This is a genomic window from Bradyrhizobium sp. FW305-F6 (assembly GCF_058782905.1).
In genome coordinates, this window is the sequence record NZ_JBYSYD010000002.1 from 1,450,728 (window position 1) to 1,474,691 (window position 23,964).

Below are 23,964 nucleotides of genomic sequence, written 5' to 3' on the forward strand. Positions count from 1 at the left end.
CTTTGTCGTTTGCTCCCGCATTCTCTGTGCTAGCGTGGCCCGCAACATTGGCACGCAAGAAGCCGGTGACAAAGCGACGAGGAAACATATGTCTGATCCGCTCCACGCATCCTCCCCGGCTTGTGCGCAGACGCTACGTGCACTGTCGCGCTATCCCGGCCGCACCGCGTTCGCCTGGCCCGGGGGATCGCTGAGCTGTCAGGGCACGCTCGATCTGATCGGCCGCATCCAGGGCGTGTTCATGCGTCTCGGCCTGCAGCCCGGCGCGCGCGTCGCCTTCCTCACCGCGAACCGCGCCGACACCTGGTGTGCCGGTGTCGCCGCGCAATTGGCGCGGCTCTGCATCACCTGGCTGCATCCGCTGGGATCGCTGGAGGACCAGCTGTTCCAGCTCGAGGATTCCGAGGCCGAGATGCTGGTGGTGGATGCCGCCGCCTTCCGGGATCGCGGCGGCGAGCTCGCAGCGCGGGCGGAGCGGCTGAAGGCGGTCTTCACCATGGGACCGGCCGGCTACGGCGTCGATCTCCTGGCCGCGATCGAGACCGCGGGACATGCGAGCCCGCTGTGCCTCGCCGGCCCCGACGATCTCGCGACGCTGAACTACACCGGCGGCACGACAGGCAAGTCCAAGGGCGCGCTGCGCTACCACCGCGAGAATGCCGGCGCGGCGGGCGCGATCCTCGCCGACTTCGAGATCCCCGAGGCCGCCCGCTATCTCACGGTGGCGCCGATCAGCCACGTCGCGGGCACGAAGGTGCTGCCGACCCTGATGCGCGGCGGCACCGTGCACATGCTGAAAGGCTTCGACCCCGAGGCGGTGCTGACGACGATCGCACGCGAGCGCATCAACTTCACGCTGTTCGTTCCGACCATGATCTACGTGCTGCTCGATCAGCCCGCGCTCGGCAAAACCGATCTCTCCTCGCTCGAGCTGGTGCTCTACGGGGCATCGGCGATGTCGCCGAGCCGGCTGCTCGAAGGCATCGAACGCATCGGCCCCGTGTTCTCGCAGCTCTACGGACAGACCGAATGCTATCCCGTCTCGGTGCTGCGCAAGGCCGATCACGATCCGAACACCCCGGAGCTGTTCCTGTCCTGCGGCTTCCCGATCGCGGCCTGCGAAGTCAGGATCCTCGACGACGACGACCAGGAGGTGAAGACGGGCGAGGCCGGCGAGATCTGCGTGCGCGCGCCGCACGTGATGGCGGAGTACTGGAAGCGGCCCGACATCACCGCCGAGACGCTGAAAAATGGCTGGGTCCACACCGGTGACATCGCGCGCAGGGACGAGCGCGGCTACATGTTCATCCTCGACCGCAAGAAGGACATGATCGTCAGCGGCGGCTTCAACATCTTCCCGCGCGAGGTCGAGGACGTGCTGTCGCAGCACGCTGATGTCGCGATGGTCGCCGTCGTCGGCATTCCCGACGAGAAATGGGGCGAGGCGGTCACCGCCATCGTTGTGCCGCGCGAGGGCGCAAGGCCCGACCCGGACGAGCTGATCAATCTGGTGAAGGCGCGAAAAGGCCCGGCGCATGCGCCGAAGCAGATCCAGTTCGTCAAGCAATTGCCGATGACCGGCGTCGGCAAGGTCGACAAGAAAGTGCTGCGCGCTGGCTTCTGGAGCGGGCGGGACCGGATGGTGGGGTGAGCGCCGTTACCTCTTCTCGATCACCAGGCTCTGCACCGCGCGCCCGAAATAGCCCAGCCTGTCCGCCAGCCGCGACATCGCAAGGCCGGCGCCGTCGGGGCCGATCCAGGATTCGCCGTCGAGCAGGATCCACTCGCCGACCGGCTGGCGCGCGAAGCTCACGGTGAGGTCGGCGTTGATGTAGGTCCAGGCGCGGAAGTCCAGCGTCGAGGCGGTGCCGTTGGAGAAGTCGGCGGCGACCACGGCGCGCATCGCCTGCGAGATGGCCTCGCCCTCGATCAACGGATGGTCGACGCGAAACCAGATCGCCCCGGAGCCGGCTTGGCCGAAGCGGCCGCGCGCGGCGCGCATCGAGACCGATCGCACGAACGGGCTGGTGGCGGCGTGGGCGTCCTCGACCAGCGAGTCCTCCGGCAAGGGCAGCGTGACCGGCAGCTCCTTGACATGGTCCGGCAGCGGCTGCCTTTGGCGTTTGATCTTGAGCACGGTGGCACCAACCACCTGCACGCCGTCTGCGAGCAGCTTGATCTCGCAGAGCTGGATCTTGCGGCCCTCGCGCAGTACCTCGGTCGCGATCGTGAGCGGCGCCACCGGCACCGGGCGCATCAGATCGATGGTGACGCGCGCGATCTCCATCGGCGCCGCTGTCGGGATGCGTTCTGCCGCCCACGTCACCAGCGAAGCCGGGGCCGAGCCGTGCTGCATGCGCCGGTCCCAGGGACCGGCCGCATCAGGGCTGGTGACGACGCTGTTGCCGTCGACGCGGTAGATGGCGGTCATATGTTCTCTGTGATGCACGATCGGAGTTCAGAAAAAAGTGTCGTCCCCGCGAAGGCGGGGACCCATATTCCCAGGGAGAAGTGGCGGCGCGAAACCAGTATCCACGAGTCTTCGCCAAACTACTCCCTGTGGTTATGGGTCCCGGATCTGGGCTTCGCTTGTCCGGGACGACAATAGCTCATAGCGGCGGATCGATCGCTTCCTCGTACTCCTTCTTGAAGCGCGCGATCAACTCGGCCGCCGGCACGACCTTGTCGATGCTGCCGATGCCCTGGCCGCTTCCCCAGATTTCCTTCCAGGCCTTCGGCTTGGCGCGCTCGCCGGAAGCGTCGGTGCCGAAATTCATCTTGGACGGATCCGAGGTCGGCAGGTTTTCGGGATCCATGCCGGCCGCGAGGATCGACGGCTTCAGGTAATTGCCGTGCACGCCGGTGAAGAGATTGGAGTAGACGATGTCGTCGGCGCTGGAGCCCGCGATCATCTCCTTGTACTTCTCGACCGCGTTGGCCTCCTTGGTCGCGATGAAGGCCGAGCCGATATAGGCGAAGTCGGCCCCCAGGATGCGCGCGGCGCGGATCGCCTTGCCGTTGCCGATGGCGCCCGACAGCGCGATCGGGCCGTCGAACCACTGTCGCGTCTCGGCGACGAAGGCGAGCGGCGAGATGGTGCCGGCATGGCCGCCGGCGCCGGCCGCAACCAGGATCAGGCCGTCGGCGCCCTTCTCGATCGCCTTGTGCGCGAATTTCTGGTTGATCACGTCGTGGAAGACGATGCCGCCCCAGCCGTGCACCGCCTGGTTGAGCTCCTCGCGCGCACCGAGCGAGGAGATGACCATCGGCACCTTGTACTTGGCACAGAGCTGCATGTCGTGATCGAGCCGGTTGTTCGACTTGTGCACGATCTGGTTGACCGCGAACGGCGCCGACGGCCTGTCGGGATGCGCGCGGTCATAGGCCGCGAGCTCCTCGGTGATCCGTGCCAGCCATTCGTCGAGCAGCTCCGGCGGCCGCGCATTGAGCGACGGAAACGAGCCGACCACACCCGCCTTGCACTGCGCGATCACGAGATCGGGCACCGAGATGATGAAGAGCGGCGAGCCGATCACGGGGATCGACAGGCGCCCTTTGAACAGGGCAGGCATGGACATTGCGGAGCGATCCTCTGTTGGCCGGTCAATGGAAGGTTGAGCACCATACCAACAAGGCAATCTTTCCACTGTCAAGTATTGCGTTTTGGCGTCGGGGCGAAGGCGGCCGCCAATTCCTAGCTGCGGAATTCGCCTCTCGTCATTCCGGGACGGCGCGAAGCGTCGAGCCCGGAATCCATTGGGCGTCAGCACATGCGGCAAGATGGATTCCGGGTTCGCGCTTCGCGCCCCGGAATGACGAAAGGGAGACCAGCCCCTAGTCGATCAGATCCGGATTGATCAGCCGCTCGAACGAGAACATCTCGTCCCACTTCTCCTGAGTCAGCAGCTTGCGCTCGACCACCACGATCTGGTGCAGCGACTTGCCCGTCTTGTAGCCCTCGCGCGCGATCTCGGCGCATTGCTTGTAGCCGAGCAGCGGCTTCAGCACCGTGACGATGCCGAGCGAGTTCAGCACCATGTTGCGGGTGTGCTCCTCGTTGGCGGTGATGCCGACGACGCAATTTTCGCGCAGGCTGTTGACCGCGCGCTCCATGGTGAGGATCGAGAAGAACAGCGCGAACGAGATCACCGGCTCCATCACGTTGAGCTGGAGCTGGCCGGCCGAGGCCGCGAGCGTCACCGTGGTGTCGAGCCCGATCACCAGGAAGCTGGTCTGGTTGACCACCTCGGGGATCACGGGATTGACCTTGCCGGGCATGATCGACGAGCCAGGCTGCAGCTGCGGCAGGTTGATCTCGTTGAAGCCGGCGCGCGGGCCCGAGGCGAGCAGGCGGATGTCGTTGCAGATCTTCGTCAGCTTGCTCGCCGTGCGCTTGAGCACGCCCGAGAGCTGCACATAGGCGCCGGTGTCCGAGGTCGCCTCGACGAGATCGCCGGCGAGGATGAAGTCGACGCCGGTCAGCGCGCTCAGATGCCGGACCGCGAGCCTGGGGTAACCGGCCGCGGCCGTGACGGAGGTGCCGATCGCGGTGGCGCCGAGATTGATCTCGCGCAGCAGCGCGCGGGCTTCCGAGATGCGATCGACCTCCTCGCCGATCGTGGTGCCCCAGCCGCGAAATTCCGCCCCGAGCGACATCGGCACGGCATCCTGCAGATGCGTACGCCCCATCTTCAGCACGCGGTCGAACTCGCGGCCCTTGGCGAAGAAGGCCTCCTGGAGCTGGCGCAGCGCGGTCATGTAGCTCTCGAGCCGCAGGATCAGCGCCAGGCGAAAGGCGGTCGGATAGGTGTCGTTGGTCGACTGGCCGTAATTGACGTGATCGTTCGGACTGACGTGCTGGTAGTCGCCCTTGGCGAAGCCGAGCGCTTCCAGCGCGAGGTTCGCGATCACCTCGTTGGCGTTCATGTTGGTGGAGGTGCCGGCACCGCCCTGGATGAAATCGGTGACGAACTGATCCATCATGTCGCCGGCGATGACGCGGTCGCAGCCGAGGATGATGGCATCCGCGATCCTGGCGTCGATCGCGCCGAGATCGCGATTGGCCATGGCGGCGGCCTTCTTGACGTAGCCAAGCGCCTTCACGAAGTAAGGCTCCTGGTTCATCGGAATGCCGGTGATGTGGAAGTTCTCCTTACCCCGGATGGTCTGGACGCCGTAATAGATGTCGTCGGCGATCTCACGCTGTCCGAGGAAGTCCTGCTCCGTCCGGCTCATTGGCGCTCCTTGCTGCTTGCGCGCGCGACCATCACGTCAGTTCTGACATAGTGCACTGGTCACGAAAGTATCGGTGCGGCAGTCGTCCGGCTTACGCTGCCGGCCTGGGATCAGGACCTTGGCCGAGCATTTTTCGGAGGAGTCGGCGTTCAGGGACTTGCCCTCCCTGTACCCCTTGCCCTGGCAGAGTTGATCGGCCGCCTGCTTGCAGTCGGGCGCGCCGTTGGAGGAGACCGGGCAAGCCACCCGCCCCGACACCATGGTCGAGGGCTTGGCCAGCCGCGACAGGTCATTCATGGTTTCGCTGGGGCTTTTGATCGGCGGCAAGAGCGAGGGCAGCTTGTCGAACAGCTTGCCCATCTCGTTGATCAGTCCGGGATTCTCCGCTGCCGCCGGCGGCGCAGAGGGAGCGGGTGAAGATGGTGGCGGCGCGGCCTGCGTCCCCTGCTCCCGGAGGCCGAGCGAGGGCGGCGCAGATTGCGTCCATCCCGCCCCGCCGGCACCGAGCAGGAGCGAAAGCATCGCAAGCGTCAGTGTTGCCGGTCGCAGGACCGGATGGCCGGATCGATCCGTCATGACCCCAACCGTAGCCGAACCGGATGCAGCGGCAAAGCGCAGAGCTTTAGATCAGCTTGATCGCCACGACGAAGCCGAGCACCAGCACCGCGGCGCCGACCGCCACGACAAGACCGAGATGCCGTTCGATCCGGACCCGGATCCAGTCGCCATAGCGGTTGAGCAGGATCGCCACGAGGAAGAATCGAATGCCGCGGGCAACGATGGAACACAATATAAACAGCCAGATGTTGTAACCAGCAAAGCCCGACGCAATTGTAATGAGCTTATATGGGATCGGCGTAACACCCTTACCGATAATGATAAGGGCGCCGTACGCGGCGTAGGATTCGCGAAACGCATCCATTTTGCCGCCAAGCCCATAGAAGTGGATCAACCACTGGCCGACAGAATCGTAGAGCAGCGCGCCGATGGCATAGCCGACCACGCCGCCGAGCACGGAGGTCGCGGTGCAGACCGTGGCATAGAGCCAGGCGCGCTGCGGACGCGCCAGCGACATCGGAATCAGCATCACATCCGGCGGGACCGGAAAGAAGGAGCTTTCGGCGAAAGACACCATGCCCATAATCCAGAGTGCGTAGGGTTTATGGGCGGCGTCGATGCACCAGTCGTAGATACGTTTCAGCATGGCGCCGCGATGAAGCACCACGGGACGGATTTGTCCATGCCGAGATTGAGGCGAAACGTGAGGATTCTAGTGGCGCTTGCGCGCCGCGCGCCCTTCGAGCGCGACAATTGGCCGCCTGGCCGCAACGCGCGGTGACGCGACTTTGGGCAACTTCATGGGTGATTTCGGCAGCTTCTCCGCAATGCCGAGCATGTCTTCACGCCGGCTCATCTCGCGCCAGACGTCCTCGGGCCGCACTCCGGCCGAAGCCCACAGCACGGTGAGATTGTAGAGCAGATCGGCGCTTTCCCGGATCACGGCCTCGCTGTCGCCGTTGACCGCATCGATGACGACTTCAATGGCCTCTTCGGCCAGTTTCTTCGCCATTTTGGAAGGCCCGCGCTGAAACAGCCGGGCAGTGCGCGATGTTGCCGGATCAAGATGCCTGGCCGCGAGCACAGCCAGGTAAAGCCGCTCAAGCGAATCACTCATGTACTCAAACTACTCTAAACAAATGGCGGGCGTGTTAACGCACGACAATAAAAGCAGAAAACGGGCCGCCACGGCAATCGCGACGGCCCGTTATGGTCAACCCATGAATTACCGGGGTTAGTAGCAGTTCTGATAGTAGCCCTGGCCGCAATACTCGGACGGAGCGGTGCCGCCATAGCGCTGATACTGGAAGTTCGGGCCCGGACCGTAATAGGGACCGTAGGCAGGGCGGCTGTAATAGACGGGACCACCGTAGCCATAGCCCGGACCGTAATCATAGGCGTAGGCGTCACGGGACGCGGCGATGGCAAGACCGGTGCCGATGGCAGCGAATGCCGCAGCCGCGGCCGCGCCGCCGCCGCCGCCGTGCCAGTGGCGGCCGCCTGCATAGGAAGCGGTCGGGGCAATTGCGGTCAGCGCAAGCGCCGCCGCGGTGGCCAGAACGGCCTTTCGGCCCGCAAACTTGGAGAATCGCTCGAACATGTCTTGGGCCCTCCTTTGGGACCTGAAATAGACGCCTGCGGACAGGCTCATGCCTCTCAAACCCGCATGACCTAATTTGGGTTCCCCACCCCCAACACAAGCTGAACGGGGTTGCGTAACGATGCCGCAACGCCGCTCATCCGCCGTTCATGTTGGTGCGCGCACGCTCGTTGCGGGCCGGCGCTGCGAGCGTCACGAAATCATAACAATGCGGACCGGCGCTATCGATGGCAGGATTCAAGACGATCGCCCTTCACGGCCTGCTGGCCCTCGCAATCTCGCTCGCCGCATCGACTGCGCACGAGGCCATTGCGGCCGAGAGCGTCAGCGCGGTCCAGTTCACTTTCGACCGTCCGATCGATGCGAGCGTGGCGCCATTCTTCCTTGCAGCAAAAGACGGCCGCTTCGGCGCCGAGCATCTCAACGTATCCTTCACCACCGCGTCCGGATCGCCGGAAGCGCTCGCACGCGTCGCCAAAGGCGACAGCGAGCTTGCGCTGGTCGACATCAACGAGCTGATCCGGTTTCGTGACAAGGACGACGCCATGCCGGTCAAGGCGGTGTTTGTGCTGTTCAACCGCGCTCCTTACGCGATCATCGCGCGCAAGAGCCGCGGCATTCACCTTCTGACCGATCTCGACGGCAAGTCCGTCAGCGTCGCCGATGGCGATCTGTCGATGCGGCTGTGGCCGGCGCTGGCGCAGCACAACGGCATCAACGCATCGCGGATCAAATTCCACAAAATCAGTGCGGCGGTGCGGGAGCCGATCCTGTCCGCGGGACAGGTCGATGCCGTGGCCGGCTTCAGCTATCTCTCGGCGGTGAACCTGCGCGATCGCGGCGTGCCCGGAGCCGATCTCGTCGTGATGCGCTTTTCGGACTATGGCTGCGAGGCCTACGGCTTTGCCGTGGTGGCCAGCCCGGCCTTCGCCGCAGCAAAGCCGGATGCCGTGAAGGGTTTCCTCCGCGCCCTGGTCGCCGGCATCAACGCCGCCGTCAGGGAGCCGGCGCGCGCGGCGGAAGAGGCCGCGAGCCGCATCGAGGGCGGCGACCGCAACCTCGAGCTTGACCGCCTGCGCACTGTCCTTGCCGATAACATCCTGACCGACGAGGTCAGGCGCAATGGCCTCGGCGGCATCGACCCGGCGCGCCTCGAGCGCTCGATCGGCCAGATCGCGCAGGACTTCAAATTCCGCAAACGCCCGGTCGCGCGCGATGTCTTCGACGGGCAATTCCTGCCGCCGGTCGGGGAGCGGCTGCTCAACTGAGCAAAACCAAAAGCTTCCGCTGTATGCGGCCGCGATCCCTGTTTAGACTAAGGGCTCCATTGTCCACCGATTCCTCGTCCGCATGTCCATCCTCCGTCTCTACACCCGCGTCATCGAGCTGCTCGGCAAGGAGGCGCGGCTGGGCTGGCTGCTCGCGGTCGCCAATCTGCTGCTCGCAGGCTCGCAATTCGCCGAGCCCGTGCTGTTCGGCCGGATCATCGACGTACTCTCGGGCAAGACGGTAGCAGGCTCCAACTCGGCCTGGCCGTTCCTGGCCGCCTGGGTCGCGTTCGGGCTCTTCACCATCGCGTGCAGCGCGGTGGTGGCCTTGCAGGCAGACCGGCTTTCGCACCGCCAGCGCCAGGCGGTGCTGACCGATTATTTCGAGCACATCCTGCAACTGCCGTTGACGTTTCACTCCGGCACTCATTCGGGCCGGCTGATGAAGGTGATGCTCAACGGCACTGACGCGCTGTGGCGGCTGTGGCTCGGCTTCTTCCGCGAGCACTTTGCCGCGATCCTCTCGGTCGTGGTGCTGCTGCCGTTGTCGCTCTATTTGAACTGGCGGCTCGCGATCCTGCTATTCGTGCTCTGCATCGTCTTCACCGCGCTGACGACCTTCGTGGTGCGCAAGACCTTCGGCATGCAGATGGAGGTCGAGGAGCGCTACAGCGAACTCTCCGCGCGCGCTTCGGATGCGCTCGGCAACGTCGCGCTGGTGCAAAGCTTCGTGCGCGTCGAATCCGAGGTCAAGGGGCTGCGCTCTGTCGCCGACGAGCTGCTCGCCGCGCAGATGCCGGTGCTGTCCTGGTGGGCGCTGGTGACGGTGATCACGCGCGCCTCGACCACCATCACGGTGCTGGCGATCTTCACCTTCGGCATCGCACTGCACGGCCAGGGGCTGACATCCGTCGGCGAGATCGTGATGTTCGTGAGCTTCGCGACGATGCTGATCCAGAAGCTCGAGCAGGTCGTGAGCTTCATCAACAACGTGTTCATGGAAGCCCCGCGCCTGCGCGAGTTCTTCAACGTGCTCGACGCCGTGCCCGCGGTGCACGACCGGCCCGACGCGATCGATGCCGGAAGGCTGTCGGGCCTCGTCGAGTTCAACGACGTCACGTTCTCCTATGACGGCAAGCGGCCGGCGATCGAGGACCTCACCTTTACCGCGCTGCCCGGCCAGACCATTGCACTGGTCGGCCCGACGGGCGCCGGCAAGTCGACCGCGATTGCGCTGTTGCACCGCGCCTTCGATCCGCAATCGGGCGTCATCAAGATCGACGGCATGGACCTGCGCGGGGTGACGCTGGCCTCCCTGCGGCGGAACATCGGCGTGGTGTTCCAGGAAGCGCTGCTGTTCAACCGGTCGATCGCGGAGAATCTGCGCGTCGGTAAGCCGGACGCGACCGAAGCCGAGATGCGCAAAGCGGCCGAGCGGGCGCAGGCGCTCGAGTTCATCGAGCGCAGCGGCAGCTTCGAGACCAATGCCGGCGAACGCGGCCGCATGCTCTCCGGTGGCGAGCGCCAGCGCCTGTCCATCGCCCGCGCGCTGCTGAAGGACCCCCCGATCCTGATCCTTGACGAGGCGACCAGCGCGCTCGACGCCGTCACCGAGGTCAAGGTCAACGCCGCTCTCGACGAAGTGATGAAGGGCCGCACCACCTTCGTGATCGCCCATCGCCTCTCCACCATCCGCAACGCCACGCGGATCCTGGTGTTCGAAAATGGGCGCGTGATCGAAAGTGGAACTTTCGATGAACTCGTGGCCAAGGGCGGCCATTTCGCCGAGATGGCCAAGGCCCAGTTCATGGTGCAGGAGAACGCACGGGCCAGTGTGACGGCCGCCGAGGCTGCCGCGACAGCCGTCAATTCCCCCTAGCAAGTCCCGGGAGGACCGTCGAAATTCGGCCTACTTCGTTGCGGAATACCGCACAGATCCCCTATTCTCGACGCACCAGCCGGTATAGGTTTGCGGCGCCGCAAGCGGCGGCGCTGGATTTCAGAACCGACACTCAGACCACGAGAGCCGGCCTCATCAGGCGGATCTCCAAGGACCGGAATCGGATAGTGCACGCCCTTCGCCCGCTGCTTCGCAAATCCCTATTCAACCTTTTCGCCGCGGGCCTCGCATGTGCCGCGTCGCTCGCGCCGCGTATGGCGAGCGCCGAAGCACTGCTGCTGATCGAGGCCGACAGTGGCAAAGTGCTGCAGGCCGAGAACGCGACCATGCCCTGGTACCCGGCCTCCGTTACCAAGATCATGACCGCCTATGTGACGCTGAAGGCGGTCAAGGACGGCAGGCTGACGCTCGATTCGCTGCTCACGGTATCGCCGACGGCGGCCTCGCAATCGCCGTCGAAAATGGGGTTCCGCCCGGGAACGCAGGTCACCGTCGACAACGCGCTGAAGATGATGATGGTGAAGTCGGCCAACGACATGGCCGTGGTGCTCGCCGAAGGCGTCGGCGGCTCGGTCGACGGCTTCTCCGCGATCATGAACGACACCGCGAAGAAGCTCGGCATGACGCAGACGAGCTACGTCAATCCGAACGGCCTGCCCGCCGACGGCCAGATCACGTCGGCGCGCGACCTCGGCATTCTGGCGCGCTCATTCCTGCGCGACCTGCCGGAATACGAGTACTTCGTGCACATCCCGGCGATCCGCTTCGGCAAGCGCGTCACCGGCAATTTCAACAAGCTGATCGGCCGCTATCCCGGCGCCGACGGATTCAAGACCGGCTTCATCTGCGCCTCCGGCTACAACCTCGTGGCATCGGCGACGCGCAACGGCCGCCGGCTGATCGCGGTGGTGCTCGGCTCCAGTTCCGGCACCGCGCGCGCGGTGAAGGCCGCACAGCTGTTGGAGCGCGGTTTTGCTCAGGACAATCTCACCTGGCTGCGCCCCTCGCTCGGCACCGTCGAAAATCTCGTGCCGGTCGACGCCTCACCGCCGAACCTCCGCGACGAGACGTGCGGACCGCACCGCAAGCGGCCGGCCAGCGACGACGACGGCGGACTGATTGCGGCCAATGGCAGCGCGCCCGGATCGGCCTCGGCCACGGGCGGCGAAGCCCAGATCACGTTCTTTACCGCCGGCCTCCAGCCGCCCCTGATGAGGGCTTCCGAGCTGATGGCCTCGGCCCCCGCGGCGACGGAGCCCGTGCTGGTCTATACCGGCCCGACCCGCACCGGCACCGCCCTGATCGCGGCGGTTGCCGCCGACGCCGACCAGCAGGCCGCGTCCAAGCCGCGTGGCAAGAAGTCGCGCGTCGCCAAGAAGCCCGACGCCGCCGAGACTGCGGCGGCCAAGCCGGATGCCAAGCAGACTGACGGCAAGGCGGCCAAGCCGGCCACGCCTCAATCGGCCGCAATCAAGCCTTCCTCAACCACGCCCGCCGCAAGCAAGCCGGCTGGCGCCAAGCATGCCGCGACCAAGCCGGATGCGGCGGCGAAGCCTGCAGAGAAGCCTGCGGCCGGCGATCAGGCGGCGAAGCCCGCCAAGCCCAAGGCGGCCACCAACCCCGCCGCGACGAAGCCTCCCGCCGCGGCCAAGCCGGCCAACAACAGTTAACGCCGCCCGGCATTGAACCACAGCTCCGCTTTCGCACCTGCGGCAGCGGGATTTGCGATGATTCCAGTGGCTACGCCCCGACCTTTGCCCTAAGTCACGACGGCTTGCCACCTGTTCCGGCAAGCTGGATACTGGCGGTAACGAGGCAAGCCCGAGACGCAACGGGCTCAGTGAGATGAGGGGAGTTTCCATGGAGCGCATCTGGCTCAAACATTATCCGCCCGGCGTGCCCGCCGATATCGAGCCGACCCAATACGCATCGCTGGTCGATCTGCTGGAGGAGAGCTTCACCAAGTTCGCCGACCGCAAGGCGTTCATCTGCATGGACAAGTCGATCAGCTATCGCGACCTCGACCAGATGTCGGTCGCGCTGGCTGCCTATTTGCAGGGCCGCGGGCTCCAGCGCGGCGCGCGGGTCGCGCTCATGATGCCGAACGTACTGCAATACCCCGTCGCGACCGCCGCCGTGCTGCGCGCCGGCTACGCGGTCGTGAACGTCAATCCGCTCTACACGCCGCGCGAGCTCGAGCACCAGCTCAAGGATTCCGGCGCCGAAGCCATCATCGTGCTGGAGAACTTCGCCCACACCGTCGAGCAGGTGATCGCGAAGACGCAGGTCAAGCACGTCATCGTCGCCAGCATGGGCGACCTGCTCGGCTTCAAGGGCGTGATCGTCAATCTCGTCGTCCGCCGCGTCAAGAAGATGGTGCCGGCATGGTCGTTGCCGGGCGCAGTGGCCTTCAACGACGCTCTCTCGGCGGGCCGCGGCATGACGTTCAGCAAGCCGAAGCTGTCGCCGGGCGACGTCGCCTTCCTGCAATATACCGGCGGCACCACCGGCCTCTCCAAGGGCGCCACGCTGCTCCATCGCAACATCGTCGCCAACGTGCTGCAGAACGACGCCTGGCTGCAGCCGGCGCTCGCCGCGCCGCCGCATGTCGATCAGCTCATGATCGTCTGCGCGCTGCCCCTCTATCACATCTTCGCTTTGACGGCCTGCTACCTGCTCGCGGTGCGCGCCGGCGGCTGCAATCTCCTGATCCCCAACCCGCGCGACATTCCCGGATTCATCAAGGAGCTGGCGAAATACCAGGTCAACAGCTTCCCGGCCGTGAACACGCTCTACAACGGCCTGATGCACCACCCCGACTTCAAGAAGCTCGACTTCTCCAAGCTGAAGATCTCCAACGGCGGCGGCATGGCGGTGCAGCGTCCCGTGGCCGATCAGTGGAAGGCGGTCACCGGCTGCTTCATCGCCGAAGGTTACGGCCTGTCGGAGACCTCGCCGACGCTGACCTGCAATCCCGCGACCGCAACCGAGTTCACGGGCACGATCGGCATCCCCGTGCCGTCGACTTACATCTCGATCCGCGACGACGACGGCAACGAAGTCCCGCTCGGCCAGGCGGGCGAGATCTGCGCCAAGGGCCCGCAGGTCATGTCGGGTTACTGGAACAGGCCTGACGAGACCGCCAAGGTGATGACCGCCGACGGCTACTTCCGCACCGGCGACATCGGCATCATGGACGAGAAGGGCTACACCAAGATCGTCGATCGGAAGAAGGACATGATCCTCGTCTCCGGCTTCAACGTCTACCCGAACGAGGTCGAGGAAGTGATCGCGAGCCATCCCGGCGTGCTCGAATGCGCGGTGATCGGCATCCCTGATTCCAAATCGGGCGAAGCGGTGAAGGCCTTCGTGGTGAAGAAGGACCCGAACCTCACCGCCGACGCGGTGATCACGTTCTGTCACGAGCAACTCACCGGCTACAAGATACCCAAGCACATCGAATTCCGCAGCGACCTGCCGAAGACCAATGTCGGCAAGATCCTGCGCCGGCAGCTGCGGGACGAGAAGAAGGCCGAAGCCGCGTAAGGCAATCTGCCGGTCAGTCCGAAGGGGCGCCTAGCGCCCCTTCGTCATCGCCGGGAGCGCTTGCGACGAAGTCATCCTCCGCAGCGACATGTGTCGATGCTTCGCTTTGCTCGCAATGACGAGAAATTAGCCAACCGGCCCCTATCACCGCCCGTTTGATGCCGTTTACCTCCTGCGGTAAAATGCTCTAGAACAGCTCCGGCCCTTTCCGAGGAGAAACGAACGATGGCGATCCAGATTGGCGACAAGCTGCCCGAGGCGAAATTCCGCGTGATGACGGCGGAAGGCCCGCAGGTGAAGACCACCGACGATATCTTCAAGGGCAAGAGGGTGGCGCTGTTCGCGGTCCCCGGCGCCTATACCGGGACCTGCCACAAGATGCATCTGCCGAGCATCTTCCTCAACGCCTACGCCATGAAGGACAAGGGCGTCGACAGCATCGCCATCGTCTCCGTCAACGACGCCTTCGTCATGAACGCCTGGAAGCGCGACACCGACCAGCGCGACGAGGCCATTTTCCTCGCCGACGGCAACGCCGATTTCACCAAGGCGATCGGCATGGAGCTGGACGCCTCCGCCAACGGTCTCGGCATCCGCTCCAAGCGCTATTCGATGCTGATCGAGGACGGCGTGGTCAAGAAGCTGAACCTCGAGGCGATGCCCGGCAAGGTCGAGGTGTCCGGCGGCGATACGCTTCTGGAGCAGCTGTAGGCTTTTGGCCCAACTCCTCCAAAGGATGACGTCATGCCCGGGCTTGTCCCGGGCATCCACGTTCTTGATTGCGTGAAGAAGGCGTGGATGGCCGGGTCAAGCCCGGCCATGACGAGTGGAGAGGCGAGCGTCCCCTACTCCCGCACCCGCTGCTGCAACCGCGCCTGCACGATTCCGTCCCGCGCCAGCTGGTCGGCGCGCTCGTTTTCGGGGTGGCCGGCATGGCCCTTGACCCAGTGCCAGCGAACCTCGTGCTGCTTCAGCGCGGCGTCGAGGCGCTGCCATAGCTCGACATTCTTCACCGGCTTCTTGTCGGCGGTGCGCCAGCCGTTGCGCTTCCAGCCGAAGATCCAGCCGGTGATGCCTTGCCGGACATACTGGCTGTCGGTGTAGAGATCGACCGAGCACGGCTTCTTCAGCGCTTCGAGCGCGGAGATCGCCGCCATCAATTCCATCTGGTTGTTGGTGGTGTGCGGCTGGCCGCCGTTCAGCTCCTTTTCCTTGTCGCCGAACCTCAGGATGGCGCCCCAGCCGCCCGGACCGGGATTCCCGGAGCAGGCGCCGTCAGTAAAGATGGTGACAACGGGACGCTCGCTCACGCCACCAGCCCCGACGGAATCAGCCCGTAGTCCCGCGCGCTCGTCACGCTCTGGTGGAAGCGCAGCTTGCGGGCATATTCCAGGGGGTCCTTCGGCTTGACCAGCGCGCCCGCGGGCACGTTGAGCCAGTCCACCAGCCGCGTCAGCAGGAAGCGGATCGCGGCACCGCGCGCCAGCAGCGGCAGCGCAGCCTCTTCCGCTTCGCTGAGCTTGCGCACCCGGCCATAGGCGTTGAGGAAGGCGCGCGCCTTGGTGACGTTGAAGGAATGATCCGGCTCGAAGCACCAGGCGTTGAGGCAGATCGCGACGTCATAGGCCAGCATGTCGTTGCAGGCGAAGGTGAAGTCGATGATCCCCGAGAGCTTGTCGCCGAGAAAGAAGACGTTGTCGTTGAAGAGATCGGCGTGGATCACGCCTTCGGGCAGATCGGTCGGCCATATGCCGCTCGAGAGATAGTCGAGCTCGGCCGCGAGAAAGTCGCGCAGCCCCGGCTGCACCTCGTCGGCGCGGCTCGACGCCGCATCGAACAGCGGCCGCCAGCCCGCGACCGAGAGCGCATTGGCGCGCCGGATCGCAAAATTCGCACCGGCCAAATGCATCTTCGCCAGCCCCTCGCCGACCCCCGCGCAATGGGCGGCGATCGGTTTGCGCGGCCAGACGCCTTCGAGAAAGGTGATGATCGCGGCCGGCCGGCCGGCCAGTTCGCGCAGCGCCTCGCCGTCGCGCCCCCTCACCGGGAGCGGACAGTTGACGCCATGCTCGGCCAGATGAGTCATCAGCGCGAGGAAGTATGGCAGGTCGCTCTTCGCCACGCGCTTTTCATAGAGCGTGAGGATGAACGATCCTGTCGTCGTGTGCAGCAGGAAGTTGGAATTCTCGACGCCCTCGGCGATGCCCTTGTAGGAGAGCAGTTCGCCGAGCTCGTAGTGTTTCAGGAAATCCGCGAGTTCGTCGGCGGCGACGTCGGTGTAGACCGCCATAAAGGTCTACTCGGCGGCGGCTTCGGGGCGCACCTGACGCGGCAGCGGGAAGAACTCGTTCTCCTCCGCGGCCGATACCGTCTCCACGTGCAGCGTGTAGCGCTCGGCGAAGGCGTCCATGATTTCCTCGACGATCACCTCGGGCGCGGACGCACCGGCCGTGATGCCGAGACTCTTGATGTTGCCGAACTTGCTCCAGTCGATGTCGGTGGCGCGCTGCGCCAGCACCGCGATCTTGCAGCCCTCGCGCTCGGCAACCTCGCGCAGGCGCTGCGAGTTCGACGAATTGGGCGCACCGACGACGATGAGTGCATCCACCACGGGTGCCACCTTCTTCACCGCGAGCTGGCGGTTGGTGGTGGCGTAGCAGATGTCCTCCTTGTGCGGCCCATTGATGTTCGGGAAACGCTCCTTGAGCAGCGCCACGATCTCGGCGGTATCGTCGATCGACAGCGTGGTCTGGGTCACGAAGGCGAGGTTGTTGGGATCCTTCGGCGTGATGGTCTTGGCGTCCTCGGCGGTCTCGATCAGGGTCACGGCGCCGGGCGGAAGCTGGCCGAGCGTGCCGACCACCTCGGGATGGTGAGAATGGCCGATCAGGAAGATCTCGCGGCCGCGCTTGAAATGGATCGCGGCCTCGCGGTGCACCTTGGTCACCAGCGGGCAGGTCGCATCCAGCGAAAACAGATTGCGGGACTGGGCGTCGGCCGGAACCGATTTCGGCACGCCGTGGGCCGAGAACACCACCGGTGCGGTGGCGTTTTCGGGGATTTCAGCCAGTTCCTCGACGAAGATGGCGCCCTTCTTCTTCAACCCGTCGACGACATACTTGTTGTGCACAATCTCGTGGCGAACATAGACAGGCGCGCCGTATTTATCGAGCGCCCGTTCCACGGTGTCGATCGCCCGGACCACGCCGGCACAGAAGCCGCGGGGAGAACAAAGCACGATCTTGAGGTCTGGCTTGGCTGACATTGAGCGATCTCGTGACCGAATCACCCGTTTCGCCTTCTGGCGGGGGCGATCGGGATGGGAATGGGCTTAAAACTGTCGGCTTGAACGTTACAGCGGTTCAAAGGGAATTGGGCCCCCTTTCGGGCGGTGTCAAGGCACTATCTATAGCAGAAGCATTGCATGGCTACCCCCTCCGGGCTTATATAGCCCGAATTCCCTGTCATCGCTGATGACCACCGGTTTCGCCTCCAGAGGGGTGGGCGAAGCACAAAGGAGATTTGCCATGAGCAACGCACCTCTGATGCCCAAGGCGACCGCCGTCTGGCTGCTCGACAACACCGCGCTGACCTTCGACCAGGTCGCCGATTTCACCAAGATGCATCCCCTCGAGGTGCGCGCAATCGCCGACGGTGACGCCGCCCAGGGCATCAAGGGCATGGATCCCCTCTCCAATGGCCAGCTGACCCGCGAGGAGATCGAGAAGGGCGAGAAGAACCCGGATTACCGGCTCCGCCTGCAGGAGAGCAAGGTGGTGCTGCCGCCCCAGCCCAAGCGCAAGGGCCCGCGCTACACCCCGGTTTCGCGCCGTCACGAGCGCCCGAGCGCCATTCTCTGGCTGCTGCGCAGCCACCCGGAGCTGAAGGACGCGCAGATCATGCGGCTCGTCGGCACCACCAAGAGCACCATCGCCAGCGTGCGCGATCGCACCCACTGGAACACGTCCCAGCTCACCCCGATCGACCCCGTCACGCTGGGCCTCTGCTCGCAGATCGAGCTCGATTTCGAGGTGCAGCGCGCCGCCAAGGAAAAGCCGATCGACGCGGCCTATGGCGGCGCCACCCTGCTGCCGGCCTCAGAGACCACCCGCAAGGACGAGTACGAGCCCGCGGAGAAGTCCAGCGACGACCTCAATGTCGATGCCGTGTTCGCCAAGCTGAAGACGCTCGGCGGCAAGAAACACGAGGAAGAGGAGGAGTAATTTCCTCCTTCGACGATCGACCGCGCGAAAAAAACGCGGCAGGGAAACCTGCCGCGTTTTTCGTGTGAGATCGCAGGCGTCGAGACTAACGCCGCAAGCGCCTCAGAACTTGTAGGTCACACCCGCACCGACCAGCCACGGATCGATGTGCGCGGTACCGGTGACCGGGATCGCGCCGTTGACCGTGGCCGAGTAGTTCGGCTGGAGCCACAGCTTCTTCACGTCGACGTTGAGGCCCCAATGCTTGTCAAGCATGTAGTCGAAGCCGAATTGCACGGCGCCGCCCCAGGCGTTGCTGACATGCAGGTTGGTAACAGTGAGGCCGCCGAACGGGATGTTCGACGCCGAATTGTTGAAGAACACGGTGTAGTTCACGCCGGCGCCGATATAGGGCTTGAAGGCGCCGAAATTGGTGAAGTGGTATTGCAGGGTGAGCGTCGGCGGCAGCAGCGTAGTCTTGCCGATGTCGAGCCCCTGGAGCGTGCCAGATCCGGTGAGGTGATGCCGCGTGACGCCGAGGATCAATTCGGCCGCAATGTTCGGGGTGAAGAAATAGGAGATGTCGAGCTCGGGGACGACCTGGTCGCTGATGTGAAGGCCCGAGTTCGGCGACGACAGGGCGGGCACGCCCGTCACATTGACCGTGCTACCACCGCCGTCCGGCAAAACGCCGAGGACGCGCAGACGGATCATCCAGGGATTCCACGCCTCCACCTTCGGCTGCGCCTTGGTATAGACCGGCAGATCCGCGGCTTGCGCCGATGCAAGCGCGCCGCCGAACGCAGCGGCGAGCACTGCGATCCGTGCGGCATTTCGAATAGTCCTTCGCATTGAATTCCCCTTGAGAGCCATGCGCGCCCCGTTGCGCGATCACAGCTGTCAGAGCAGAAACAGGGCGTCTTCGGATTTGACCTGAATCAAAATTGGACTGACGCGCCATGAATCAGGTCCGGCGTTGCACATCTGCCACGGCAGACGACAATGCGAGGGACTTGCACGGTACTCGAGTGGGCGCGCGCGACATTGGCCGCGGAGAACCGCGATCGCTTCAGCTCGGCACGTGCAAACGCGCTTAGACCGCTACGGCCGCACGGGATTGTTCAGCATGTACTCGCCGAGATCGCGCTGCCGGCGGTCGGCGCGCGCGACGGCGCCGTTGCGCTGAACGTCGCGGTCCTTGCGGCAGGCCACGTATTCAGGCGAGCCTTGCGCGTAGCCCCGGCTCTGGCACACCGCGTCGTCATCGTCGCCGCCCACCGCCACCGGCGTCTGGTAGCGCGCCGAGCAGGCGGAGAGAGCGAGGGCGAGACCTAGGGCGGTCAGCAGGCGTGGCGCGGCGGCGAGTGGCATACAAGGTCCCCTATCGGCCGGCCCTGTTTAGCGCGGAATGCGGAGATTGTAAGTCCCCGGAGGCTGTTCCGCGCGCTGTCATTCCCAGCGAAGGCGGAGCATCCACTACGCAGCGGTGGTCATTGGGTCAGATCATTTCGGCCGCGGAGTACTGGATCACCCGCCTTCGCGGGTGATGACAGCGGGAACGGCGCGACAGCGTCCCACCAGACCAAGTTCACCTCACACCCGCCCCTTCAGCGCCTCGCCGATCTCGTCGAGCGCCTTGGGATCCTCGATCGTGGCCGGCATGGTCCAGGAGTCGCCGTCGGCGATCTTCTTGATGGTGCCGCGCAGGATCTTTCCGGAGCGCGTCTTGGGCAGGCGGCCGACGGTAATGGCGAGCTTGAAGGCGGCGACTGGCCCGAGCTTGTCGCGCACCAGCGCGATGATCTCCTTCTCGATCTCGGCGGGCGGGCGCTTCACGCCCGCTTTCAGCACCAGGAAGCCGCAGGGCACCTCGCCCTTGATCGCGTCCTTGACGCCGAGCACGGCGCATTCGGCGACGTCGGGATGCGAGGCCAGGATCTCCTCCATGCCGCCGGTGGAGAGCCGATGCCCGGCGACGTTGATGATGTCGTCGGTACGGCCCATGACGAAGACGTAGCCGTCATCGTCCTTGTAGCCGGCGTCGGAGGTTTTGTAATAGCCGGGGAATTCGCTCAGGTACGCTTCCTTGAAGCGCTCGTCCTGATTCCACAGCGTCGGCAGACAGCCCGGCGGCATCGGCAGCTTGATGACGATCGAGCCCATGGTGTTGGGGCCGACCGGCTTTGCCGCTTCGTCGACGACATCGACCTGATAGCCCGGCATCGGCACCGTCGGCGAGCCGTGCTTCACCGGCAGCATGCCGAGCCCGACCGGATTGCCGGCGATGCACCAACCGGTCTCGGTCTGCCACCAATGGTCGATCACCGGCACCTTCAGCTGCTGCTCCGCCCATTCCACCGTCGGCGGATCGGCGCGCTCCCCGGCGAGGAACAGCGTGCGGAATCTGGAAAGATCGTATTGCCGGATGAATTTGCCTTCGGGATCGTCCTTGCGGATGGCGCGGAACGCGGTCGGCGCGGTGAAGAATGCCACCGCCTTGTGCTCGGAGATCACGCGCCAGAACGCGCCGGCGTCGGGCGTGCCGACCGGCTTGCCCTCATACATGATCGTGGTCGCGCCCTGCAGCAGTGGCCCGTAGACGATGTAGCTGTGCCCGACCACCCAGCCGATGTCGGAGCCGCACCACCACACCTCGCCCGGCTTGACGCCATAGAGGTTGAACATCGACCATTTCACTGCGACCAGATGCCCGCCATTGTCGCGCACGACACCCTTGGGAATGCCGGTGGTACCCGAAGTGTAGAGGATGTAGAGCGGATCGGTGGCAGCAACGGGCACGCAAGGCGCGCTCTTGCCGTCGTTTAGCGCCTTGCGGCGCAGGCTGGCCCAGTCGTAGTCGCGGCTCGGCGTCATCTCGCAGGTGAGCTGCGGACGCTGCAGCACGATGCAGGCCTTGGGCTTGCTGCCGGCCAGCCTGATCGCCTCGTCGAGCAGCGGCTTGTAGTGCACGATGCGGCCGGGCTCGATGCCGCAGCTGGCGGAGAGGATGAGCTTCGGCTGCGCGTCGTCGATCCGTGTGGCGAGCTCCTTCGCGGCGAAGCCGCCGAACACTACCGAGTGCACAGCACCGAGCCGCGCGCAGGCAAGCATCGCGACCACCGCCTCCGGCACCATCGGCATGTAGAGGATGACACGGTCGCCCTTGGCGACGCCGAAATCCTGCATGATGGCAGCGAGCGCCTGGACCTCTTTCAGCAGCTCGGCATAGGTGAGCTTGGTGACCGATCCCGCCAGCGGTGAATCATGGATCAGCGCGACCTGGTCGCCGCGGCCGCGTTCGACGTGGCGGTCGAGCGCGTTGTAGCAGGTGTTGACGACGCCGCCGGCAAACCAGCGGCCGTAGGTGCCTTGCGCCGGATCGAAGATCTTCTTCGGCGGCTCGATCCAGTCGATCTCCTTGGCCGCCTCGGCCCAGAAGCCCTCGGGATCGGCCAACGAGCGCGCATGGACCTCGTGATAGAGACTCTTGCCCTGGATATTCATTCCCGCGCTCCCGTTCCCTTTATTCGCCTGGCTCCGACCCTTGTGGCAGGGCAGGCGCCCCGCCATGACCAGGATCAATTGCCGGCCTTCTTGTCAGCCTATTTTCGCGGGAACGGGCCGCGGTTCAAGCCGAAAAGGGCGGGTCTTTCCCCACCCTCCCCGCTCGCGGCAGGGCGATCGCATATGGAAGCGATATCGCCTGTGGCCATCCTTCGAGACGCCCGCCCTTGGCGGGCCCTCAGGATGAGGACCGAGTGCGTTGCGCCAGCTTCAAGGAGCACCGATGCGGCTTAGCCTCATCCTGAGGGCCCGCCGGAGGCGGGCGTCTCGAAGGACGAGGCGTGCGCTCAGCTCGCAAAGCACCCTATGCGATTGCCCCCCGCAGACGGGCAGAGGCGAAGAACGCCTAGCTGTCCATCGCATTCAGCTTCTGCAGGCGATCCTGCATGACCTTCTTCAGATCATAACCGGGACGACGGAAACTCGCATCGCGCGCGGCCAGGAATTCGCGCTGGGATTTTCGCAGACTGTTAGCGGAGCGCTTGCTCGCGGATTTAAGCGCACGCTCATAGGCCTCGGCGATCTGGCGGTCGAGCACGCCGAGCTGCGGATCGGCGCAGATCACCTTCTCGACTTCGCGTTTTGCGGTGGCGCAATCGAACGAGGGGTTGCTGGGGGTGGCGTTCAGCGCACGGGCCGGCTCGTCGCCGAACTTCGCGATTTCGGCGATCATCAGGCGGCGGCCGTTGGTCGCGTTTTCATTGGCGGGATCGAGCCGCAACGTCGCCTCGTAGTCGGCCAGCGCTTTCTTGCGCTCGCCCATCTTCTTGTAGAGCACGGCGCGATTGTTGTAGGTCTTTGCGAACTTCGGATCGAGTTTCAGTGCGTCGTTGTAGTCCGACAGCGCGGCCCCGAGTTCGCCCTTCATCTGGTAGGAGTCGCCGCGGTTGGTCAGGAAGTTCACCCGCTGTTCGAGGCGGATCGCCTGGTCGTAGTCGGCGATCGCCTTGTCGTACTCCTTCATGGCGGCATAGGTGAGACCGCGATTGTCGAAATACTCAGGCACCTTTGGATCGAGCCGGATCGCCTCGCTGTCGTCCGCGATCGCCTTGTCGAGCTCGCCGAGCTTCTTGTAGGCGGCGCCGCGGGTGGTGTAGCTGCGCGGCCGGTTCGGATCGAGGCGCAGCGCCTCGCTGAGATCGGCCACGGCCTTGGCGTAGTCGCCTTGCAGATAGAAGGTCGCTCCGCGGTCGGACCAAGCCTGGGCGAAATCGGCCTTCAGCTTGATGGCCTGATCGTAATCTGCGATGGCGCGGTCGTAGCGATGCTGGTTGGTGTAGACGACGCCGCGAAGCTGGTAAGCTTCGGCAGCCTGGGGCGCGAGCTCGATCGCTCTCGTCAGATCCGCCGCGGCACGATTGAGGTCGCCGCCGGCCGTGCGCAAGAGGTCGCCGCGCACGCGCCAGGCAAGAGCGTTCTTGGCATCGAGCGCGATGGCGCGGTCCAGATCGCGCAGCGCTTGCGACAGGCCCCCGGAGGTCCGGGCATTGGCTTCGGCGCGAGCGACCAGCGCCAGGGAGCGCTCCGATGCCGGGTTTGCCGTCTGGTCGATGATGGCGTTGCACGCGGATATCAGGTCTGCGGGAGCAGCCTTGCTGTCCGGCACGCAATCAGCTCCGGCAACGGCCGGTACGATGAAGGCAAGGCTCATCGCCGCGCCGAGGAAAATGGCGCGAAGAGAGCTTTTGGCAGGCGAAAGCGCTTGCGCGGAGGCTAGAGTACCGCACATGACATAGGGCTCCGTGACGTCGGGTTCTCACCGTTGTCGCAGCTCGCAGGGGATGGGTTCAAACCGGACCTGAGAGGGGGGTGCGAGCTCTCCCTCGCCTCGCACGCGGCAGGGCAATCGCATATGGTGTGAATGATGCTTCGGCGTTGGGACTGCGCTCCCTCCCCCGCTTGCGGGGGAGGGTTGGGGAGAGGGTGTCTCAGCGGCGGGATTGTCGAGAAATGCTATCCCTACGCGGCGAGAGCCCTCACCCGCCGTGCTCTGCGAGCGCGTCGGCCTCTCCCGCAAGCGGGAGAGGCGGAGCAAGCCCGCAGACCGCCCCTGTGAAAGCATATGCGATTGCCCTGCCCTACGCGGGGAGA

21 protein-coding genes are annotated in these 23,964 nt (G+C 64.9%); 7 read left to right on the top strand and 14 right to left on the bottom strand.

Annotation, left to right across the window (positions count from 1 at the left end):
- Positions 1 to 88: 88 nt before the first annotated feature.
- Positions 89 to 1,651: an AMP-binding protein gene (locus AC3WLX_RS18135; protein WP_492336961.1), complete on the top strand. Its 1,563-nt coding sequence runs from the start codon at positions 89 to 91 to the stop codon at positions 1,649 to 1,651.
- A 6-nt stretch (positions 1,652 to 1,657) separates the two neighbouring features.
- Here the strand turns inward: AC3WLX_RS18135 and AC3WLX_RS18140 are convergent, their stop codons facing one another.
- The 7 genes from AC3WLX_RS18140 to AC3WLX_RS18170 form a co-directional block, all read right to left on the bottom strand.
- A complete protein-coding gene (locus AC3WLX_RS18140; protein WP_492336962.1) occupies positions 1,658 to 2,431 on the bottom strand; it encodes a thioesterase family protein in 774 nt (257 codons plus the stop codon).
- Positions 2,432 to 2,609: 178 nt separating this feature from the next.
- A complete protein-coding gene (locus AC3WLX_RS18145; RefSeq protein WP_291628926.1) occupies positions 2,610 to 3,578 on the bottom strand; it encodes an NAD(P)H-dependent flavin oxidoreductase in 969 nt (322 codons plus the stop codon).
- Positions 3,579 to 3,834: 256 nt separating this feature from the next.
- A complete protein-coding gene (locus AC3WLX_RS18150) occupies positions 3,835 to 5,235 on the bottom strand; it encodes an aspartate ammonia-lyase (RefSeq protein ID WP_492336963.1) in 1,401 nt (466 codons plus the stop codon).
- 36 nt (positions 5,236 to 5,271) lie between these two features.
- Positions 5,272 to 5,811: a hypothetical protein gene (locus tag AC3WLX_RS18155; RefSeq protein ID WP_492336964.1), complete on the bottom strand. Its 540-nt coding sequence runs from the start codon at positions 5,809 to 5,811 to the stop codon at positions 5,272 to 5,274.
- A gap of 46 nt (positions 5,812 to 5,857) precedes the next feature.
- Positions 5,858 to 6,439, bottom strand: coding sequence for a YqaA family protein (locus tag AC3WLX_RS18160; protein ID WP_492336965.1), 582 nt, complete (start codon positions 6,437 to 6,439; stop codon positions 5,858 to 5,860).
- Positions 6,440 to 6,505: 66 nt separating this feature from the next.
- Positions 6,506 to 6,910, bottom strand: coding sequence for a phosphoribosyl-ATP diphosphatase (gene hisE / locus AC3WLX_RS18165; RefSeq protein ID WP_492336966.1), 405 nt, complete (start codon positions 6,908 to 6,910; stop codon positions 6,506 to 6,508).
- 117 nt (positions 6,911 to 7,027) lie between these two features.
- A complete protein-coding gene (locus AC3WLX_RS18170) occupies positions 7,028 to 7,393 on the bottom strand; it encodes a hypothetical protein (RefSeq protein WP_291628937.1) in 366 nt (121 codons plus the stop codon).
- A gap of 227 nt (positions 7,394 to 7,620) precedes the next feature.
- Here AC3WLX_RS18170 and AC3WLX_RS18175 point away from each other — a divergent pair, with 227 nt between their 5' ends.
- The 5 genes from AC3WLX_RS18175 (at position 7,621) to AC3WLX_RS18195 (ending at position 14,818) form a co-directional block, all read left to right on the top strand.
- Entirely contained in the window at positions 7,621 to 8,661 is a 1,041-nt protein-coding gene (locus AC3WLX_RS18175) for an ABC transporter substrate-binding protein (protein WP_492336967.1), read from the top strand.
- An 82-nt stretch (positions 8,662 to 8,743) separates the two neighbouring features.
- Positions 8,744 to 10,540 carry a glucan ABC transporter ATP-binding protein/ permease gene (locus AC3WLX_RS18180; RefSeq protein WP_492336968.1) on the top strand — a complete coding sequence of 599 codons (1,797 nt, stop codon included), beginning with the start codon at positions 8,744 to 8,746 and terminating at the stop codon, positions 10,538 to 10,540.
- Positions 10,541 to 10,728: 188 nt separating this feature from the next.
- Complete coding sequence (locus AC3WLX_RS18185; RefSeq protein ID WP_492336969.1) at positions 10,729 to 12,231, top strand: D-alanyl-D-alanine carboxypeptidase family protein; 1,503 nt, start codon at positions 10,729 to 10,731, stop codon at positions 12,229 to 12,231.
- A gap of 190 nt (positions 12,232 to 12,421) precedes the next feature.
- Positions 12,422 to 14,107, top strand: a complete 1,686-nt coding sequence (locus AC3WLX_RS18190; protein ID WP_291629375.1) for a long-chain fatty acid--CoA ligase — start codon at positions 12,422 to 12,424, stop codon at positions 14,105 to 14,107.
- Between the two features lie 225 nt (positions 14,108 to 14,332).
- A complete protein-coding gene (locus tag AC3WLX_RS18195) occupies positions 14,333 to 14,818 on the top strand; it encodes a peroxiredoxin (RefSeq protein ID WP_492336970.1) in 486 nt (161 codons plus the stop codon).
- Between the two features lie 134 nt (positions 14,819 to 14,952).
- On the opposite strand, the gene rnhA is transcribed toward AC3WLX_RS18195, so the two are convergent.
- The 3 genes from rnhA to ispH are packed head-to-tail and all read right to left on the bottom strand — an operon-like array spanning position 14,953 to position 17,372.
- On the bottom strand, positions 14,953 to 15,417 hold the full coding sequence (gene rnhA / locus AC3WLX_RS18200; protein ID WP_492336971.1) for a ribonuclease HI: 465 nt from the start codon (positions 15,415 to 15,417) through the stop codon (positions 14,953 to 14,955).
- Positions 15,414 to 16,397, bottom strand: a complete 984-nt coding sequence (locus AC3WLX_RS18205; RefSeq protein WP_492336972.1) for a homoserine kinase — start codon at positions 16,395 to 16,397, stop codon at positions 15,414 to 15,416. The genes rnhA and AC3WLX_RS18205 overlap by 4 nt, the downstream gene beginning before the upstream one ends.
- A gap of 6 nt (positions 16,398 to 16,403) precedes the next feature.
- The gene (gene ispH / locus AC3WLX_RS18210) at positions 16,404 to 17,372 is read right to left on the bottom strand and encodes a 4-hydroxy-3-methylbut-2-enyl diphosphate reductase (protein ID WP_291630436.1); all 969 of its coding nucleotides are present in this window, start codon (positions 17,370 to 17,372) and stop codon (positions 16,404 to 16,406) included.
- 262 nt (positions 17,373 to 17,634) lie between these two features.
- Here ispH and AC3WLX_RS18215 point away from each other — a divergent pair, with 262 nt between their 5' ends.
- Entirely contained in the window at positions 17,635 to 18,330 is a 696-nt protein-coding gene (locus tag AC3WLX_RS18215) for a DUF1013 domain-containing protein (protein WP_492336973.1), read from the top strand.
- Positions 18,331 to 18,432: 102 nt separating this feature from the next.
- Here AC3WLX_RS18215 and AC3WLX_RS18220 read toward each other — a convergent pair whose 3' ends face one another.
- From AC3WLX_RS18220 to AC3WLX_RS18235, 4 genes are all read right to left on the bottom strand, one after another.
- Positions 18,433 to 19,161: an OmpW/AlkL family protein gene (locus AC3WLX_RS18220; protein WP_291630431.1), complete on the bottom strand. Its 729-nt coding sequence runs from the start codon at positions 19,159 to 19,161 to the stop codon at positions 18,433 to 18,435.
- Between the two features lie 249 nt (positions 19,162 to 19,410).
- Positions 19,411 to 19,680, bottom strand: coding sequence for a hypothetical protein (locus AC3WLX_RS18225; protein ID WP_492336974.1), 270 nt, complete (start codon positions 19,678 to 19,680; stop codon positions 19,411 to 19,413).
- Between the two features lie 222 nt (positions 19,681 to 19,902).
- Positions 19,903 to 21,813, bottom strand: a complete 1,911-nt coding sequence (locus tag AC3WLX_RS18230) for a propionyl-CoA synthetase (RefSeq protein WP_492336975.1) — start codon at positions 21,811 to 21,813, stop codon at positions 19,903 to 19,905.
- Positions 21,814 to 22,219: 406 nt separating this feature from the next.
- Positions 22,220 to 23,602 carry a tetratricopeptide repeat protein gene (locus AC3WLX_RS18235; protein WP_492336976.1) on the bottom strand — a complete coding sequence of 461 codons (1,383 nt, stop codon included), beginning with the start codon at positions 23,600 to 23,602 and terminating at the stop codon, positions 22,220 to 22,222.
- Between the last annotated feature and the right edge of the window lie 362 nt (positions 23,603 to 23,964).